Origin of the sequence: Citrobacter sp. Cpo142, from assembly GCF_030332425.1 — a bacterium.
Taxonomy (GTDB): Bacteria; Pseudomonadota; Gammaproteobacteria; order Enterobacterales; family Enterobacteriaceae; genus Citrobacter; species Citrobacter portucalensis.
The window spans coordinates 48,603-67,087 of sequence record NZ_JAOWHW010000052.1 but is presented as its reverse complement, the minus strand read 5'-3'; the positions used below and the strand labels follow the sequence as shown (position 1 = coordinate 67,087).

Genomic DNA, 18,485 nt, shown 5'->3' with positions numbered 1-18,485 from the left:
AACAAATTTCCCAAATTATAGGAAGGGGTCTGGTGGCGGAAGTATGATATTTCGGGTGAGCGATTTTACCTGCTCACCCGGAAGTGCTAAGCAGATTTTTTCAGGCAAGCGCTCATAAACTTATTACGATCATCGCCTTTCAGCGACTGTTCCGTCGCCTTGACGTTGCATTCACGCATTTTCTGCTGCTGCGGCGTCAGGCTCTTTTCCTCAGGCGCAGATTTACTGTTTTTCAGGCAATCACTCATGTAGGTCTTACGCGCATCCCCTTTTAAGGTCTGCGCCGTTGCCTGCTGATTGCAGGTGGTCATACGCTGTTGTTGCGGGGTTAACGTCTTCTCGGCAGCACCGACTGTAGTTAAAAAAATAAGGCCAAAGAGTAACGTCATTAATAATGTAATTTTCATAGCACCATCCTTTTCTGAACGACGACACACAGGTAAGTTTGGCTGCTAACGATAAAAATACCACCCAACGGCAAAAGTATTGCCGTCGGGTGTCAGCTTATTTCAGTCCTAACGCCGCTTTCATGGTGTAAAACAGATCGGTTTGATCGGTCAGGCCAACCACATTCGCCGCATGAGGGCCATAGGCTGCAATACGCAGTTGGCTGCCGGTGTGCTCCTGGGACTCTTCTTCAGAGTTGCCATAGCTAATGACCATCACCGCGCCATCTTTGGTGTTCAGCGCTTGCGTTAAACCGGGTGCTTTGGTACCCGGTGCGACGATCTGGCTGGCATGCGCGTGGTCAGCGGTTACCACAACCAGGGTGTTGCCATCTTTCTTCGCAAAAGCAAGAGCACGCTGCACCGCTTCATCCAGATCGACCGTTTCACCAATTTGACCACACGGGTTAGCGGCATGATCTTGTTTGTCGATTGACGCGCCTTCTACTTGCAGGAAGAAACCTTTCTCATTCTTGCTTAACAGCTCAATCGCTTTATCCGTCATCTGCGCCAGCGTTGGCACGCTGTCGTTACGTTTTGGATTTGGCGTACAGGTCACTACCGGCTTATCCAGATTCCCGTGATAAGACGCTTTCGGCCCTTCCCAACGCACTGGCATATTACCGTCTGAGAACAGACCCAACAGCGGTTTATCCTGATTCGCTTCGGTAATCGCCGCCAACGTCGCGGCATCGCTCACCATTTGATAACCGCGAGCCTGTGCTTGTTCTCGCAGCGTTTTACCCTGCCACTCACCTGCCGTAGCGGTTTCAGTAAATGTTTTTGCTCCGCCGCCTAACGTAACATCCGCACGGGCATTCAATAATTGTTCGGTAATCGACCCTTTACCGCCTTTTTCCAGCGCGTTCGTCGGGCATTTTTCAGCCGTCACGCTCGGGCCATAGCATTTACGCGAAGTGACATGGGCAACCAGTGCGGCCGGGGTGGCATCCTGCAATTCAGCCGTGGAAACGTTGCCTGTCGCCAGACCTGCCGCTTTGGCCATTTCCAGAATAGTGGCGTGATCTTTTTCACGAATATCAACGCCCAGAGCACCATTGTAAGTTTTAACGCCGGTCGTCCACGCCGTCGCGGATGCAGCTGAATCTGTCACATAATCAGGTTTCCCTGTTTTCTTATCCAACGCATAATGCGTGTATTGCCCGGTCAGCGGTAAAGCATCAATACCTTTAAAAAAGCCGCCCGCGCCTTCAGCATAATTTCGCGCTGCCGTTATTTCGGAATCGCCCATCCCATCGCCAATCAGCAAAATAATATTTTTGGCTGGTTTATCGTTCAGGGATTCGCGCAGAGCCGCCGTTTGATCGGCAGACAATCGGCGAGCGCCACCCGGCGTGGTGATATCACCTTGAGCGGCACGATTATCCATAACCGCTACAGTAGATGTTTCTGCATTAATAATCGGGGTAAACAGCAAAGGTAACAGGGCAATAGCGAGTGCGCTTTGTTTCACTTTATATTCTCCATGTATAAATACGGTAAAATTAAAACAAAGCGACTATAAGTATTTGATGTGACACTTTTATGATAATTTGTGGGTGCCCCGCCACAGAGGGTTCAAAACGCTTTTTGTACGCCCTCGCAAGCGCTATGTATGTTCGTCAGAAACGCGGGCATGTGGTTTACATCAGCCAGCGCCCCCTCAATTTGACGAATAAATATTTGCCGATCGTTCCACGCCATATTGCGCAGCATTTCGATGATTACCCGTTCCAACGTTTCGACCTGTGCCGCCAGATCTTGCGACTCTTCTTCTTTTTGCGCGAGCTTAAGTAACAACTCAGTGACGAGGTTTTTCATTTGCCTATTCCCTTAACAAAATATGGGCCACGTTATCATTAAGGCTCACAACTGCCTAGAGGATGAAAGTTGTATTTTTATAAGGAATAAAAAGATTTGCGAAAACAATCACAACACAAAATAAGGGTAAATGCGTCTGGATGCAGAATGATTCAATATAAAAAGGTAAGAAAATTAATAATCACACAAATATATAATACGCAATTATGGATTAACAACGCTGACAGGCAGCGTTGTTAATCAGGAACTCAACGAACCCCGCGCCGACGTCGTAACGCGATAGCCAGTTGCCAGATATTGATAAGCACAATGCTTGCTGTAGCAATGAACACCCAACGGAACCCCGCCATTGCCGAAACCGTCGCCCCCATTAATGGCCCGGCGACGTTGCCGAGATACATAAATGACTGGTTATAGCCAAAGATGCGCCCGGTTATCTGGTCGCTGGAGTATTTCACCAGCAGCGTCTGCACCGCCGGCAACATCGCGCCGTCGGCAAATCCAAGCAGAAAACGTAGTACTCCCAACTGCAACGGCGTGGTGACCCACGACATGGCGAAAAACAGCACCACCGCAAAGATTAACGTCGCCATTAAAATCCGCTCAGTACCAATACGGTCGCCTAATTTACCCAGTCGAGGCGCGGAAATCAGAGCAGAAATGCCCGGTACTGAGGCTATCAGCCCGCTGAGAAAGGCAATATTCGAACTATCTGGGACCATCGATTTGATAAACAGCGCCAGAATCGGCCCAATTGAACCGTTGCACAGTTGAATCACCATGGTGGTAAAAAACAGGCTGATCACCAACGCCGGATGCGAAAGCGAGGCAAACACGGCCTTCCCACTCAGACGTTCACTTTTTTTAACCGTCGGGCGAACTCCCTCTTTGATCAAGAACAGTGTGACCAGAAAACTCACCACCAGCAAGGCGGCGGTAATACAGAATACCGCCCGTAAGCCAACATGATCGGCGATAAAGCCTCCCATCAGCGGTCCGCCAATGACGCCGCTAATTTGCGCCGTAGAGAGCGTACTCAGCGCCCAGCCGCTGCGCTCGCGTGGAACCTGTGACGCAACCAGCGCCATCGCATTAGGAATATAGCCGGAGGTTAACCCCATCACCCCGCGCAGCAGAAAAAGCTGCCAGACGTTAGTGGCAAATGCCTGTAGCAAAATCGCAATGGCCATCCCCAGTGAGGCCCGCAGCAGCATCAGCTTGCGTCCTTTGCGGTCGGCTAGACTGCCCCACATCGGAGAAACAATGGCTGAAATCAGGAAGGTGACGCTGAACGTTAATCCGGACCACATTGATAGCGCTTCATGCGAGGTCACGCCCAGTTGGGAGATATAGAGTGGTAAAAAAGGCAAGATTTGGCTAATCGCCAGTCCGGTAAAAAAGCACCCGAACCAAACGGAAATAAGGTTAACTCTCCAGGATTCCATAAGGACTCATAACGATAAGTAGCTGAAAACTGCGAGCAGCTTAACAAATTACTTAGCCGAATAAGGGTCTACAGGTGCGATAAATCACAGTTTAGGATTTTATCTTCCCGCTCATCATATTTGTGATATAGCTCACATCAAACCCATAATACAAACAGGGGATTGTGCTTCCCGCGCGATCTGCGTGTATGTCCCCTTCTAATCCCCTGTCATTCGCCAAAACAATCTGCCAGAAGCCGAGGAAACCTGCGTTTTGTCGTGGTAATGTATGTGCTTTGCATTCATGGAATGGGTTTTTAAGATGGCAAAGTTGCGGGTAGGAATCGTATTTGGTGGTAAATCAGCGGAACATGAAGTGTCATTGCAATCGGCAAAAAATATTGTCGATGCCATCGACAAGACTCGCTTTGACGTTGTGCTGTTAGGTATTGATAAACAAGGGCAATGGCACGTCAGCGATGCCAGTAACTATCTGCTCAATTCAGACGATCCGGCGCATATTGCGTTGCGACCTTCTGAGACCAGCCTGGCGCAGGTACCCGGCAAACAAGCGCACCAGTTGATCGATGCACAAAACGGTCAACCGCTGCCGACGGTCGATGTTATTTTCCCAATCGTACACGGTACTTTGGGTGAAGATGGCTCTCTGCAGGGCATGCTGCGCGTGGCGAACCTGCCGTTTGTCGGTTCTGATGTGCTGGGTTCTGCTGCCTGTATGGATAAAGACGTGACCAAACGTCTGCTGCGTGATGCCGGGTTAAACATCGCGCCATTTATTACTCTCACTCGCGCGAATCGCAACAGCATCAGCTTTGCCGAAGTAGAATCCCGCCTGGGTCTGCCGCTGTTTGTAAAACCGGCCAACCAGGGATCGTCCGTTGGCGTCAGTAAAGTAACCAGCGAAGCCCAATACGATCAAGCCGTCGCGCTGGCATTTGAATTCGATCATAAAGTCGTTGTGGAGCAAGGGATCAAAGGCCGCGAGATCGAATGTGCGGTACTGGGCAACGATCATCCGCAGGCCAGTACCTGTGGTGAGATCGTGCTGAACAGCGATTTTTACGCTTACGACACTAAATACATTGACGATAACGGTGCCAAAGTTGTCGTTCCGGCAGCAATTGCGCCAGAGATTAACGATAAGATCCGCGAAATCGCCATTCAGGCATACCAGACTCTGGGCTGTGCCGGCATGGCGCGCGTGGACGTCTTCTTAACTGCTGAAAACGACGTTGTGATCAATGAGATCAACACGCTGCCTGGCTTTACCAACATCAGTATGTATCCGAAACTGTGGCAGGCGAGCGGTTTAGGCTATACCGATTTGATCACTCGCCTGATCGAACTGGCACTGGAACGCCATGCTGCAGATAGCGCGCTGAAAACCAGTATGTAAACCCGTCAGGATGCCTGATAGAGCTATTGGGCATCCTTTGCTTCATCATCTTCAACGCGGCGACGGATGATTAATCCGGCCAGCCAAAAGCTAATCACCCAGGTCACCAGCCCCACCGCATAGGTTTGCCATCCCTGCGCTTCAAAACCTAATAACCCCACCACGCCATTCAGAATAAAGATAAGCCCAATAGCGAAAGCATAGTAGTGCCAGTCTCGGCGGATTTTTACAGGCAGGTTCATAACAGCTCCGGTGAAAATACAACACAGGGAGGCATCCTCGCACATTTCCCCGAGGGCGTCTGTGGTCTGTGCGGAATTTCTTAAATGTAACTCAGTTTCACTTAAGGTTACATAATTGTGACCATCAACAAAAAACCGAAATCCAGGAATAATCTCTACCTGAAATTACCATCATTCTGATATTGACATTGCCGATCACCTGTCAGACTCACTCTCAGTTCCAGGCATTACGTCAAAAAAAGCAGGTTATTTCCGGAGGTCTTTATGGCTGATTTTACGCTCTCAAAATCCCTGTTTAAGGGCAAGCATCGGGATCCCTCCTCCCTGCCCGGCAACATTGCGTATGCCGTATTTGTGCTGTTTTGCTTCTGGGCGGGTGCACAGATTTTAAATCTGTTGGCCCACGCACCCGGCATCTATGAAGAACTGATGCAGCTGCAAATGCAAGAGACAGGACGCCCGCGGGTCGAAATCGGTTTAGGCGTCGGTACTCTCTTTGGACTGATCCCCTTCCTGGTAGGAAGCCTGATTCTTGGTGCCATCGCGACGATCATGCGCTGGCGTCACCGTCATCATAAAGATGACTGACTCATACACTTCGCCCGACGATCGTCCACGCGTTTAGCAAACCATGCGGTAGTCAGATTACGCGTGATCTTCGGGCTTTCCAGTTGAATGCCCGGCAGCATTTCACGAGGAAGCGCTTTCCCGGTCTTCGCTTCCGCCAGCTTGTAGACCTTCTCGTACAGTGCGGTCTCTTCAAAGGCCTGGCTGTCACCTTTTTGCAGTTGACGGCGGATCTCACTCTCGCTCATCCCTAGCTTCCCGGCCAGTTTACGTACCGCCAGCTCCGTTTTGCCCGGCTCACTGCTGCCATAGAGAATCAGATCCCCATCCATCGCCAGCTTCACTCCGCTGGCTTTACTGACCGCATTCTGGAAAGCTGCATTGCGGCTCGCATACCATCCGGCATTAAAATCGGCGAAGCGGAAGATTGGCGCACTGTAATTCGCCGGGTAATTGAGCAGATGATATGTACCAAACCACAGCCCACCACGGCGGCTAAACACTTCCTGACGTACCGTCCCCGCCATTTTCCACGGATACCCGCTGGTGTGCTGCTCAGCAAACGCGATACTGACCTGCATTGGACCACCGGTATGTACCGGATTAAGCGATCCAAACAATGTCTGCCCCATTGGCACCATGTTGATGAAATCATCAAAGATAGCGCTAAGCTGTTTTTCCGTCTTCACCGTATCCAGACGCTCGCTGTAGCTTTTCCCCGTTGGCGAGTTAATCTTTAGCGCGGTATGCACGACAAACAGCGGGATATGCATGCGTTCTGCGCGACGATCAATCTCTTTCCAGGCTATTTTGCTTAAACCAGGAACAGCCGGATCGGCCTGGAAGTTTGACTCCTGCTGCGCTACCGCCAGCACCGAACAGATGTTTTCAACCGTCGGTGCCAGCTTCTGGCTTTCAAAGGTCTTTGCCAAATCCTGCGCCCACGCGTCCCGGTCTTTCACGCTGGCGGGCATTTTCTGGCGCACCACGCTCGCCACATCGACGGCTTTCTCCCCCTTTTTTAGCGGCTGCGCGGGTTGGCTACTACATCCCACCAGCACCAGTGCTGCCAGACCAGACAAGGGGTAAAGACGGGAAACCGTCGACATAACATCTCCTTATTATTAACTCAGCGTATGGGTAACTTCCTGAATATCCTGACCATCAAGCTCTCGTTCAAAGCTGCGCAGACGCTTATAAATAGACATCAGTTCCACTAACGTTGTCCAGGAGTTAATCAGATACTGGAACGAGCCGCGTACCTGGCCAAACACGTTAGTGATTTGCGTCATCAGGCCGAGCGTAATCGTACCGGCAACAATCGACGGAAACAGCAGGAACAAGCCGAAAACGTTATCAACCTGCAGGTAAAGAATACGGGCGATATTGAAGTACATATAGTGAAAATAGAGACGGAAGTAGTTTTGCCGTACCGCGTGGAACAGCTCACGCACCGTCGGTGGCGTCGCACGATTGCCATCATCTTCGCCATAGACCAGTTCTTTACGATAGGCCGCTTCCACGCGCTGGTTTTTAAACTCCAGCCCAGGAAGTTTAATCCCAACGACCGCCAGTAAGCCGGTTCCCATCAGCGACCAGACTATCGCGGCAATCACCAGGCCATAAGGCACATGTCCAACAATCGGCAGGTCAGGAACATGGGCAGAGAGCGTAACCAGTACAGGCAGGAAGGCAATCAGCGTCATAATCGCGTTGATAAAGCTGACGCCCATATCTTCCAGCGTAGAAGCAAAACGCATGGTGTCTTCCTGCACACGCTGCGCTGCGCCTTCGATGTGACGCAAATGCTGCCAGTGCGCCATATAGTGTTCGTTCATCGCGGTACGCCAGCGGAACACATAGTGGCTGACGAAGAAGTTGTTCATCACGCCAATGACTACGGCTATCAGCGCAATACCGAGAAAAATGCCCACTTCATGATAGAACTGCTCAATCTTCACCTTGTGTGGTGCGCTGAGCGCAGTTTGAATCAGGTCATAAAATGGCGCATACCAGGCGTTGACGGCGACGCCAACTTCAACCAGAAACCAGGTCACAAAAATAATCAGCGATGTGCCCAGAATAGACCAGTACTGCCAGCGGTGTGGGCTGTAGAGAAACCAGAACAGCGCGAACACCCCGACACAAAGAATGTAGTACGCATAAAAAATCAGGTAATCCAACGACCAGAAACGCGCTGCGCTAATAGGTACGTCTCCCGACGCGCCGGTAATATGTGCAACCCAGGCTCCCCCACCTGCTTGCCAGAATACAACGGCGACGAGTGCCCAAATAAATGCCGAAATAAAGAACGGCCCCGGCTTTGGGAAAAAAGACTTAAACATAGTGCTCTCCTGCTAACTTCTTATCGTTATGACGACTGCTGTGCATTTGCCACCGTAGAGTGCGGAGGCCAGACGGCTTACGCCCAAAAACACAAGCTGAAACCGACAATTGTGACCAAAACCGAGGCACTTAGTTCGCACCTCGGTTATGAAGAATTGTTTCTGTGGTTTTCACACTCGACAACGTTCCAGTATGTGCAGATTATCACAGCGTGAGATCACAAAAGCGAACATCCGCAATCCAGGAAACTCCTGTGTTTACTCATCGTTACGTTTTTCCCACTATCATTGGTTGATAAGCGCTTTGCAATACGCCGATGAGTAGTATAAATACGCATACGCACGACATCCTTTTTCACTTTCTCTAACTCATGGACACCACCGTTGAAACGTAGTCTGCTTTTTTCTGCCGCGCTGTGTGCGGCGTCATTGACATCTGTCCAGGCGGCACAGCCTATAACCGATCCGGTCTTCGCCTCTGATATCGTTGATCGTTATGCCGACCATATATTTTACGGCAGTGGTGCTACGGGGATGGCGCTCGTGGTGATTGATGGTAATCAGCGTGTATTTCGCAGTTTCGGCGAAACACGCCCCGGCAATAATGTTCATCCACAACTGGATTCCGTGATCCGCATTGCCTCAATTACCAAATTAATGACCAGTGAAATGCTGGTGAAATTACTCGATCAGGGCACGGTCAAACTCAACGATCCATTGAGTAAATATGCGCCCCCTGGCGCGCGCGTTCCCACTTATCAAGGAACGCCAATTACGCTGGTGAATCTGGCGACACATACCAGCGCACTGCCGCGCGAACAGCCTGGCGGCGCGGCCAAGCGCCCGGTGTTTGTCTGGCCAACCCGCGAGCAGCGCTGGAGCTATCTCTCAACGGCTACGCTTAAAGCCGCACCAGGGTCGCAGGCTTCTTATTCCAACCTGGCGTTTGACCTGCTGGCCGATGCGCTGGGTACCGCGTCCGGCAAGCCTTATCCGCAGCTGTTTGAAGAAAAAATCACCCGTCCGCTGGGGATGAAAGACACAACCTTCACCCCGTCCCCCGATCAGTGCAAACGCCTGATGGTCGCGGAAAAAGGCGCCAGCCCTTGTAACAATACGCTGGCAGCGATGGGCAGCGGCGGCGTCTATTCAACGCCTGGCGATATGATGCGCTGGATGCAGCAGTATCTCTCTTCAGACTTTTATCATCGTAGCCAGCAGGCCGACCGGATGCAGACGCTGATTTATCAGCGTACGCAGTTAACTAAAGTGGTGGGAATGGATGTTCCAGGCAGAGCCGATGCGCTTGGTTTAGGCTGGGTTTACATGGCGCCGAAGAATGGCAGACCGGGAATTATTCAAAAAACCGGTGGCGGCGGTGGCTTCATTACCTATATGGCGATGATCCCACAGCAAAACGTTGGGGCATTTGTCGTAGTGACGCGCTCTCCGCTGACCCGTTTTACCAATATGAGCGACGGTATCAACGAACTGGTTGCAGAATTGAGCGGGTACAAGCCACAGGTCATTCCTGCATCCTGATTCAATACTCAAAAGGCAAACGGTTGATGCACACCAGTTTGCCTTTATTCATTTCAATGTAACCGCCTTTGCGCAATGCCGCGAGAACCTCAGCGACAACCGAGCGTGAAATTCGTGTGCGTTGGTGAATATAGTTCATAACGCCAATGCGTGAACGAAGGGCTTCATCCCATTTCGTCATAGAGATCAATGTCGCGCGGATCTGATCGTAGGAGTTGTTGCCGATCAACTGCAGATCGCGTAATTCAAGCATGGAGTTTTGCCATGCCAACCAACAAAAAGCTTCACGCCAAAGCTGGCACTCTTCAATTATATTAATTGTTTGCGAGGCAGGTAGATGGTATCCCGTACAATCGCTTTCTGTGATTAATCTGTATTGTATATCTGTTTTTATCACACCATCTGAAAGCCCCATAATAAACGGTGCCTGCGCAATACCGACCAGCACATTCTCCCCTCGCCTCAGGGAAATTACACCATTTAAAATGATAAAGGTATCGTCACTGTTTATATCACTGGAATAAATTATTTCTTTATCGTTATCACACTCAAAGTGTTTGCCATATTTTGACAAACATTTATCAAGCTTACCAAATTCCACAAGCGGTTTATTTGCAGACAACATTTGGGCATTCCTTGCAATAAATGCCCGTCAAATCCGTGACGGGCATTTTTCTGAGTTAGATTATCTTTTCTTTAACAACAAGAGATGTCTTACCAGGTATATTTAACACCAACATTTGCAGACCAGTCTTGATCAACATCGCCACCACCGAGGTAGTTAGCATCGGTGTATGCGCTGAAGTTTTTGGTAAAGCTGAACTGAGTACCCAGTCCAACACGTACCGCAGAACCTTCTACACCGTTGTCGATAGAGTCGCCGTTTACGTCAGAATCGTTGTTAGAGTCATCGTAAACGTAGGCCAGTTTGAAGTACGGGGTCAGCGCCTGGTCGTCGCTGTAGGCGAAGGTATAACCTGCATCTACACCGAGTTCATAGCGCATGCTGTCATAAGACTGACCGTCAACTTTCATGTCGTTGCTCAGCTTATAATCATCACCAGACTGGAACAGACCGGATACGCTGCCGTATGGCGTTACGTAACCTGCGTCACCCAGCTTCAGGTCATAACCCAGTTTCAGGCCAAAGCCCCAGGCGTCAGATGAGGTGCTACCATCAACATACTGACCGTTGCTCATGTTAGCAGTCAAATCGTTGTTGAAGTGAGAGTAGCTTAAGTTACCGTCAACAAAGATGTTGTTGGCAAAGTGAGCAGAAGAGTAGATGTAGGCAGTCTGGCTATCCTGATCCACCTGACCGGTACGGTCGCTCATATCACCTTTCGCGAAGCCTGCTGCAGCACCGACAATCCACTTAGCGTTGTTACCATCAATTTTGGAATCAACACCGACCATGATGCCGTTAACATCCTGATCGTAGTTAATGGTGCCATTATCTGCATCGAAGCTACCACCGAAGTAGCTAACCCATGCACCACCGTTATCAACCAGACCATGACGTGCGTTAGTCAGACGAGTACCAACGGTATCTTGTTCCAGGTTCCAGATATTGGTGTTAGCAGACGGAATGCTCAGCGCCATGTTCGCGTAGTCTGTCAGTTCCATCTGCTGCAGAACAACGGTGTTACCCTGCTGCTGCGCCTGGTAGGTGTAAGCACCCAGATCAGCTTTGTTGGCTGCAGAGAAGGTCGCAGTGCTGTTCGCGTCGTTAACGTAGACCAGCTCGTTACCTTTGTAATCCGCAACAGAACCTGCGCCAGTAGCGTTGTCGATGCGGACTTTGTAGTTACCGGTTGCCGCCGCTACATGGTCACCATAGTTATCAACTTCAGACTGATCGCCTGAGGTGTCGGAATCGCCGTTACCGTTGATAGTCAGATGACCATCAGAGTTCATCGCGATCACGCCATAACCGTAGTTAGACTGAGATTCATCGTTAGTGCGATCGTTGGTCAAGTCAGCATCCAGCACATAGTTGTTGCTGTTGATGTCGAAAACACCCGCGTTAACATGGTTATAAGCGTCGGTGTAGCTGGTCAGATTCAGGGTATCAACCTGCAGCGCATTACCGGTACTGTTACCCACATCCAGAACACCGTTGTTGGTGACGTTAATGGTGTTTGCATACAGCGCAGCACTACCTACACTCCAGCCAGCAGATACGTCGTCAGCAATCGTTACAGTACTGTTGTCGATAGACAGAGTATCTGTTGCAACATGACCATCTTCGTTGATGTTCAGTGCAGAACCACCGGTCAGGCCAATAGTGTCGGAGATCAGGATAGAATCACCCACGTTGACAACCGAACCGCTGTTGATGCTCAGGGTATCAATCAGGGAAGTTTTGGTGGTATCCCACTGTGAAGCACCGTTCAGCGTGACGTTGAACAGGCCGCTCTGGTAGACAGCGTTGCCAACTACATGACCATTTTCGTCATAAGAAGTTGTGTCGCTATCGATTCCGTAGGTTGAATCCGGCCACAGGCTGTTAGCGGTGATGTCGATCAGAGTAGCGGTGGCTTCAGTGCCTGCAGCGTAGCTGTCATAAACTCCGTCACCATCGGTGTCAACCTGGTGCACAGACATTGCCGCACCGACCCACTTACTGCCATTGTTCAGGGTCAGATCCAGACGGTCGGTACCGTCCCAACCATTGGTATCCAGGTCAGCATCGGTATCACGATAAGTGTCAGCACCGTTCGGGAAGAAGTTCTCATCGAAGTTGCTGGAGAACAGCACGTCACCCATCAGCGTGGAATTATCAAACGTGGCAGTGGTCTGCATCGCGTTATCCGCATCCGGATGTGCAATAACCGCTAATGCAATATCGTCAGCGTTCCAGCCATTACCGTTGTAGTCGCTTGCATTGCTGGTGTTACCAAACCAGCCGGTGGTACCTTCGTCAGACCATGAGCCAGAGGTCACGGTAGAATCGCTGACAGCGATAGTGTTGTTAAATACTTCACTGCTGTTTACGCCAGTGCTAACGGTATTATCGTCAATATCTGCCCACTCGTAACCCTGAGTCAGGGTAATGCCAGCGACGTGAGAGTTGGCGGAGATAGACAGATCAACTTCTTGATCCAGCGTGATAGCCGTACCCAGGTTATAAACGTCGACAACGTGCGTGTCAGCTGCGTCATTATACGTACCGTTGTAGGTATAATGTTCGTAGTTGTCATCGATAGTTGAGTTGATGACGTTCATCGCCAGGCGATCGTAGTAATAGTCAGTACCCGTACGGTTAGTACAATCCGTGGTCATACATTCGGATGTCACCATACCGTGAATGGTGCTGTTTTTAATGGTCAGGCTGTTGTTATTGGTGTTAGTAGACAGCCCATCATCCAGATAATAAGTAGAAATAACGCCGTTGACAGTGGCGTTATTGATTACCGGATAAATATCACCGTTATAAATACTATCGGTATCGTAATTGTTCCAACCGACATATCCATCATAATAGACGCCATCCGCATAAGATGCGTCATTATAATGAGCAAACGTTGTGTAGGTGGTCCCAGAGATATCAGTTGAAGCATTCGCCTGAGAAGTGATTGCCAAAGTGCAGGCTAATGCTAATTGTGATACTACAAGCTTCTTTTTCCAAGTGTGCATTTGTCATCCCTCCTCAGGGACGTAATATAGTTGATCCATCAATTATCAATGCAAAGAAAACATTTTATGTTTCGCGGGGAGGATTATGCGGTTTCACAAAGGAAAGGTTCAATTATTCTTTGGCTTAAGTCCGATTACGGACAATAGATATGCAAATTATTCGAAACAGCAAGCAAACGTAAAAATCATTTCTATTTTAGACAGTTACATGCAAAGACACTGGCAAAACAATATATTAAATTTATGATTAACTTAAAAATCAAACGTCAGCAAATAAATACCTTTAAATTCCGCCACTTAATTAAAAATTAAACTAAACTAAATTCACCATAAAACTAATCACTATTTAAAATAGTCATAATTGCAAAAATAGAGATAATACATAATACCAAGCATTGATAACATCACCATAACCTCGGCATAACGCCAACTTTCGTAAACCCCTCACCCTCAGGTTCGGGTATACTACGGCCTTCGATTCCACAAACATCAGGCATACCATGACAGACCTAATCCAACGCCCTCGTCGCCTTCGCAAATCCCCTGCGCTGCGCGCTATGTTTGAAGAGACAACACTCAGCTTAAATGACCTGGTGTTGCCGATCTTTGTTGAAGAAGAACTCGACGATTACAAAGCTATTGACGCCATGCCCGGCGTGATGCGCATTCCGGAGAAGCACCTGGCGCGCGAAATTGAACGCATTGCTAATGCAGGCATCCGCTCGGTCATGACCTTCGGCATTTCTCATCACACCGATGAGACCGGCAGCGATGCCTGGAAAGAAGACGGTCTGGTGGCGCGCATGTCGCGTATCTGTAAGCAGACCGTACCAGAAATGATCGTCATGTCCGACACCTGTTTCTGTGAATACACCTCGCACGGTCACTGCGGCGTATTATGCGAACACGGCGTTGATAACGACTTAACCCTTGCTAATCTCGGCAAACAGGCAGTCGTTGCCGCAGCAGCGGGCGCAGATTTCATCGCCCCTTCCGCCGCAATGGACGGCCAGGTACAGGCGATTCGCCAGGCGCTGGACGCCGCGGGCTTCACCGATACTGCGATCATGTCCTACTCCACCAAGTTTGCCTCTTCTTTCTACGGCCCGTTCCGTGAAGCCGCAGGCACGGCGCTGAAAGGCGATCGTAAAACGTATCAAATGAACCCGATGAATCGCCGTGAAGCGATTCGCGAATCGCTGCTGGATGAAGCCCAGGGAGCAGACTGCCTGATGGTGAAACCGGCAGGCGCGTATCTCGATATTCTGCGTGATATCCGCGAGCGCACCGAGCTTCCGATTGGCGCTTATCAGGTCAGCGGTGAATACGCGATGATCAAATTTGCGGCGATGGCAGGTGCAATAGATGAAGAGAAAGTGGTTCTGGAAAGCTTAGGCTCGATCAAACGCGCTGGCGCGGATCTGATCTTCAGCTACTTCGCACTGGATCTGGCTGAGAAAAAAATCCTGCGCTAACCACTTTGTTGCCGAATGGCGACTTCACCTTATCGGGCCGACAGTTCCAGGCCCGATAAGTAAAACCCCACCAACAATCATCCCGCCCGATAAAACGGCTTGTCTCCCAAAATTGTCGCCCGGTGCATAATGCGCCTCTGTGGCAGATAATCCGCATTCGCATAATGCTGCGTCACGCGATTATCCCAAATCGCCACATCGTTGGGCTGCCAACGCCAGCGCACCTGAAACTCCGGTTTAGTGATATGCGCGAATAAAAAACTCAGTAACGCCTCGCTCTCTTTTTCCGTGACATCGACAATTCGCGTGGTAAATCCTTCATTCACGAATAGCGCCTGCTTCCCGCTCACCGGATGCGTACGCACCACCGGATGCAACAGGGGCGGATGCTTCGCCACCGCTTCCAGCCAGCGCTGATGCTCCTCTGGCGTCTTGCGGTATTTATATTCCTGAAATGATTTACGAAAATCATGTTCTGCCCGCAGGCCGCTCAGCAACTGGCGAAACGGCTCAGACAACGCATCATAAGCGGCAATCCCACTGGTCCACAGAGTGTCTCCCCCGGTCGATGGCAGCTCTTTTGCTGCCAGAATCGCCCCGGCAGGCGGCGTGTCAATAAAGGTGACATCGGTGTGCCAGTTGTCGTTATCCGGCGGATTGTCGTTATGAGTATCCAGTACGATAATCTCTTCTACCCCTTCGGCATGCGGATAGACCGGGTGAATATGCAGATCGCCGAAACGCAACGCCAGTGCGCGCTGCTGTTGCGGCGTAATCACCTGCTCACGCAGGAACACCACCTGGTGGCGCAATACCGCGTGATAAAGCTGTTCAAACTGATTATCGCTCAGCGGACGCGTTAAATCCGCACCAGTGATTTGTGCGCCAATATACGGCCCCAGCGGGGTAATGCTCAAACGTTCACTCATTGTACTTCTCCATGCCAGGGCGTCAGGCGACGCTGAATCGCGCGCAGACCCAGTTCTAAAATAAATGCGATAACGGCAATCACCGCGATCCCTGCCAGCACCACATCCGTTGCCAGAAACTCACCGGCTGACTGCACCATAAATCCTAACCCTCGCGTGGCCGCGATCAGTTCAGCTGCCACCAGCGTCGACCAACCCACGCCAAGCCCAATGCGTAACCCGGTGAGGATCTCCGGTAATGCCCCCGGCAAAATAACAAACCACAGCACCTGCGCACGGCTGGCCCCCAGCGACTGTGCGGCGCGCACTCTCACCTGCTGCGCACTTTTCACCCCCGCCAGCGCCGACATCGCCACAGGGGCGAAAATCGCCAGATAGATCAGCAGGATCTTGGAGGTTTCACCGATGCCAAACCAAATGACCATCAGCGGTAAATAGGCCAGGGGAGGAACCGGACGATACAGTTCAATGATCGGATCGAGAATGCCGCGCATCGTAGGACTCAGCCCCATCGCGATCCCAACCGGAACGCCCAGCAGCACCGCCGCCAGCAGCGCGATAACAATACGCGTCAGACTCGCCGCCAGATGCTGCCACAGCGTGGCATCCATAAACCCTTGCGGCCCGGCAATGACGAGCAGCTTTTGTAAAACCTGTCCCGGTGGCGGCAAAAACAACGGACTGATTAACTGCAGCGCCGCCACCGTCCACCACACCGCCAGAATGACGGCCAGCGTACCGAGGCTTAAGGTAATCTGTCGCGAAAACGGCCAACGCCAGTTCAGCACCCGCTGGCGACGGGGTTTATCATTAATCACCACGCTCATGAGAATGCCTCCCGTTGTTCAAAGACACGACCTAACACGTACTCGCGCATGGCGATAAACTGCGGATCGGACTTAATGCTGCGGCTCGACTCTCCAGCCACAAAGCGACGGGCGAAATTGAGCGGCAGACGTTCCAGTACCCGGCCAGGGCCTGGGGACAGCAATACCAGTTCTGTCGCCATAAATACTGCTTCTTCAATATCGTGGGTAATCAGCAGCACCTGTTTGCCGGTCTCATGCCACAGCTTCAGCAGCAGGGTTTGCATCTGCTCGCGAGTAAAGGCGTCGAGCGCGCCAAAAGGTTCATCCAGCAGCAACAGCTGCGGATTGGCCGCCAGCGCCCGCGCAATGCCGACGCGCTGACGTTGCCCACCGGAAAGTTGCCAGATAAAGCGTTTTCCCGCGCCCTCCAGCCCGACTTTCTGCAACATATCCAGGGCAATACGCTGGCGCAGCTGCTTGTCCACGCCCGCCAGTTGCAGACCAAAAGCCACGTTGTCCTGCACGTTACGCCAGGGCAGCAGACCTTCATTCTGGAAAACGACCCCGCGATCTGCCCCCGGACCGTCAACCCTGTTACCCGCCAGCGTGATGCTGCCATGCTGATACGGCACAAACCCGGCAATCAGATTTAACAGCGTGGTTTTCCCGCAACCGGAAGGCCCGAGTACCACCAGCAGTTCACCACTATCGAGCGTCAGGTTGATATCCTCCAGCGCCGGTTTTCCACCGTAGCTGGCGGCAAGATGAGAGATTTGCAGCATCATCGCCTCCTTATTTATTGCACGAAGCGATCGGTAACGTACTGGCTGTAATCTGTCGCGACAGCGGGGACTTTGCCCTGCTCTTTAAGGAACTGCGCGGTGTCGATAATCGCTTTGTTCACCGGGCCGGTTAGCTCAGCGGTTTGCTGTTGCGGTGTCAGGTAAGTGTTACCTTTCACCAGCCCCGGTACATCCGCCTCCGGTACGCCGCTCAAACGCGACAGTTTGCTGATATTCTCCGGCTGCTTCAGCCATTCATCAGGATTAGCGATATAAGGCTGCTGGGCATCGATAGCGCTTTTGGCAAAGGCTTTCACCACCTCAGGATGCTTCTCGGCAAAATCTTTGCGCACCACCCACACGTCAAGCGTCGGTGCTCCCCACTCGCCAACCTGTGAGGAGTCCGTTAACACCTTACCGTCTTTTTCCAGCGCGTTGACCGCAGGCGCCCAGACATACGCACCATCAATATCTCCGCGCTGCCATGCAGCAATAATCGCCGGTGGCTGCAGGTTCACGATCTCCACCTGGCCGGGTTTAATCCCCCAGTGTTTCAACGCCGCCAGCAGGCTGTAATGGGTGGTGGAAATAAACGGCACGGCAATGCGTTTGCCAATCAAATCTTCCGGTTTACTGATGTTTTTCTTCACCACCAGCGCTTCAGAATTGCCGAGCTTTGATGCCAGTAGGAAAACCTCAATAGGCACCTGCTGGCTGGCAGCGACCGCCAGCGGGCTGGAGCCAAGATTACCGATCTGCACATCACCGGATGCCAGCGCACGAACGATGCTCGCGCCGCTGTCGAATTTGCGCCAGTCAACGGTCGCCCCGCTCTCTTTGGCAAAGGTATTGTCCGCCTGCGCCACTTTGGCAGGTTCGGCGGAGGTCTGATAAGCAACGGTGACGTTCACCGCCTGCGCCTGAAATGCGATGAATGCCAGTGCGGCAAGAAGTGCGTTACGCGATGAAATAGCCATGATTGTCTGCTCCCCTGTCTTGTTATGGAGGCAGTATTTCGTTGCGGCACAATTTGATAAAGGAATTAAA

17 protein-coding genes are annotated in these 18,485 nt (G+C 51.1%); 4 read left to right on the top strand and 13 right to left on the bottom strand.

Annotated features, from left to right (window positions below; all coding sequences use genetic code 11):
- Nucleotides 1-86: 86 nt before the first annotated feature.
- The 4 genes from psiF to OGY18_RS02520 form a co-directional block, all read right to left on the bottom strand.
- Complete coding sequence (gene psiF, locus OGY18_RS02535; RefSeq protein ID WP_003830956.1) at nucleotides 87-407, bottom strand: phosphate starvation-inducible protein PsiF; 321 nt, start codon at nucleotides 405-407, stop codon at nucleotides 87-89.
- A 97-nt stretch (nucleotides 408-504) separates the two neighbouring features.
- The gene (gene phoA, locus OGY18_RS02530) at nucleotides 505-1,920 is read right to left on the bottom strand and encodes an alkaline phosphatase (RefSeq protein WP_286551603.1); all 1,416 of its coding nucleotides are present in this window, start codon (nucleotides 1,918-1,920) and stop codon (nucleotides 505-507) included.
- 104 nt (nucleotides 1,921-2,024) lie between these two features.
- The gene (locus OGY18_RS02525; RefSeq protein WP_003830953.1) at nucleotides 2,025-2,267 is read right to left on the bottom strand and encodes a sigma-S stabilization anti-adapter protein IraP; all 243 of its coding nucleotides are present in this window, start codon (nucleotides 2,265-2,267) and stop codon (nucleotides 2,025-2,027) included.
- Between the two features lie 248 nt (nucleotides 2,268-2,515).
- Entirely contained in the window at nucleotides 2,516-3,712 is a 1,197-nt protein-coding gene (locus OGY18_RS02520) for a multidrug efflux MFS transporter (RefSeq protein WP_003830951.1), read from the bottom strand.
- 301 nt (nucleotides 3,713-4,013) lie between these two features.
- Between OGY18_RS02520 and ddlA the strand changes: the two genes are divergently transcribed.
- Complete coding sequence (gene ddlA, locus OGY18_RS02515; protein WP_148362356.1) at nucleotides 4,014-5,108, top strand: D-alanine--D-alanine ligase; 1,095 nt, start codon at nucleotides 4,014-4,016, stop codon at nucleotides 5,106-5,108.
- Between the two features lie 23 nt (nucleotides 5,109-5,131).
- On the opposite strand, the gene OGY18_RS02510 is transcribed toward ddlA, so the two are convergent.
- Nucleotides 5,132-5,350, bottom strand: coding sequence for a DUF2754 domain-containing protein (locus tag OGY18_RS02510; protein WP_003830949.1), 219 nt, complete (start codon nucleotides 5,348-5,350; stop codon nucleotides 5,132-5,134).
- Between the two features lie 264 nt (nucleotides 5,351-5,614).
- Between OGY18_RS02510 and OGY18_RS02505 the strand changes: the two genes are divergently transcribed.
- Nucleotides 5,615-5,938 carry a YaiY family protein gene (locus tag OGY18_RS02505; RefSeq protein WP_286551601.1) on the top strand — a complete coding sequence of 108 codons (324 nt, stop codon included), beginning with the start codon at nucleotides 5,615-5,617 and terminating at the stop codon, nucleotides 5,936-5,938.
- Here OGY18_RS02505 and OGY18_RS02500 read toward each other — a convergent pair.
- Nucleotides 5,923-7,026 (bottom strand): DUF1615 domain-containing protein, encoded by a 1,104-nt coding sequence (locus OGY18_RS02500; protein WP_126319069.1) that lies wholly within the window; start codon nucleotides 7,024-7,026, stop codon nucleotides 5,923-5,925. The genes OGY18_RS02505 and OGY18_RS02500 overlap by 16 nt on opposite strands.
- Before the next feature lie 15 nt (nucleotides 7,027-7,041).
- Entirely contained in the window at nucleotides 7,042-8,262 is a 1,221-nt protein-coding gene (gene sbmA / locus OGY18_RS02495; RefSeq protein WP_003021430.1) for a peptide antibiotic transporter SbmA, read from the bottom strand.
- A 384-nt stretch (nucleotides 8,263-8,646) separates the two neighbouring features.
- On the opposite strand from sbmA, the gene ampH reads away from it, so the two are divergent.
- A complete protein-coding gene (gene ampH, locus OGY18_RS02490; protein ID WP_148362357.1) occupies nucleotides 8,647-9,804 on the top strand; it encodes a D-alanyl-D-alanine-carboxypeptidase/endopeptidase AmpH in 1,158 nt (385 codons plus the stop codon).
- Nucleotide 9,805: 1 nt separating this feature from the next.
- On the opposite strand, the gene iprA is transcribed toward ampH, so the two are convergent.
- A complete protein-coding gene (gene iprA, locus OGY18_RS02485; RefSeq protein WP_003830944.1) occupies nucleotides 9,806-10,429 on the bottom strand; it encodes a hydrogen peroxide resistance inhibitor IprA in 624 nt (207 codons plus the stop codon).
- Between the two features lie 89 nt (nucleotides 10,430-10,518).
- Nucleotides 10,519-13,443: an autotransporter adhesin EhaB gene (gene ehaB / locus OGY18_RS02480; RefSeq protein ID WP_191219550.1), complete on the bottom strand. Its 2,925-nt coding sequence runs from the start codon at nucleotides 13,441-13,443 to the stop codon at nucleotides 10,519-10,521.
- 500 nt (nucleotides 13,444-13,943) lie between these two features.
- Here ehaB and hemB point away from each other — a divergent pair, with 500 nt between their 5' ends.
- Entirely contained in the window at nucleotides 13,944-14,918 is a 975-nt protein-coding gene (gene hemB / locus OGY18_RS02475) for a porphobilinogen synthase (protein ID WP_003830941.1), read from the top strand.
- 77 nt (nucleotides 14,919-14,995) lie between these two features.
- On the opposite strand, the gene tauD is transcribed toward hemB, so the two are convergent.
- The 4 genes from tauD to tauA are packed head-to-tail and all read right to left on the bottom strand — an operon-like array spanning nucleotide 14,996 to nucleotide 18,415.
- Nucleotides 14,996-15,847 (bottom strand): taurine dioxygenase, encoded by an 852-nt coding sequence (tauD, locus tag OGY18_RS02470; protein ID WP_149281137.1) that lies wholly within the window; start codon nucleotides 15,845-15,847, stop codon nucleotides 14,996-14,998.
- Complete coding sequence (gene tauC, locus OGY18_RS02465) at nucleotides 15,844-16,674, bottom strand: taurine ABC transporter permease TauC (RefSeq protein WP_148362359.1); 831 nt, start codon at nucleotides 16,672-16,674, stop codon at nucleotides 15,844-15,846. The genes tauD and tauC overlap by 4 nt, the downstream gene beginning before the upstream one ends.
- Nucleotides 16,671-17,438 carry a taurine ABC transporter ATP-binding subunit gene (tauB, locus tag OGY18_RS02460; protein WP_126319864.1) on the bottom strand — a complete coding sequence of 256 codons (768 nt, stop codon included), beginning with the start codon at nucleotides 17,436-17,438 and terminating at the stop codon, nucleotides 16,671-16,673. Before tauB ends, tauC begins: the two co-directional genes overlap by 4 nt.
- A 14-nt stretch (nucleotides 17,439-17,452) precedes the next feature.
- Nucleotides 17,453-18,415 (bottom strand): taurine ABC transporter substrate-binding protein, encoded by a 963-nt coding sequence (tauA, locus tag OGY18_RS02455; RefSeq protein ID WP_003830936.1) that lies wholly within the window; start codon nucleotides 18,413-18,415, stop codon nucleotides 17,453-17,455.
- Nucleotides 18,416-18,485 lie beyond the last annotated feature (70 nt).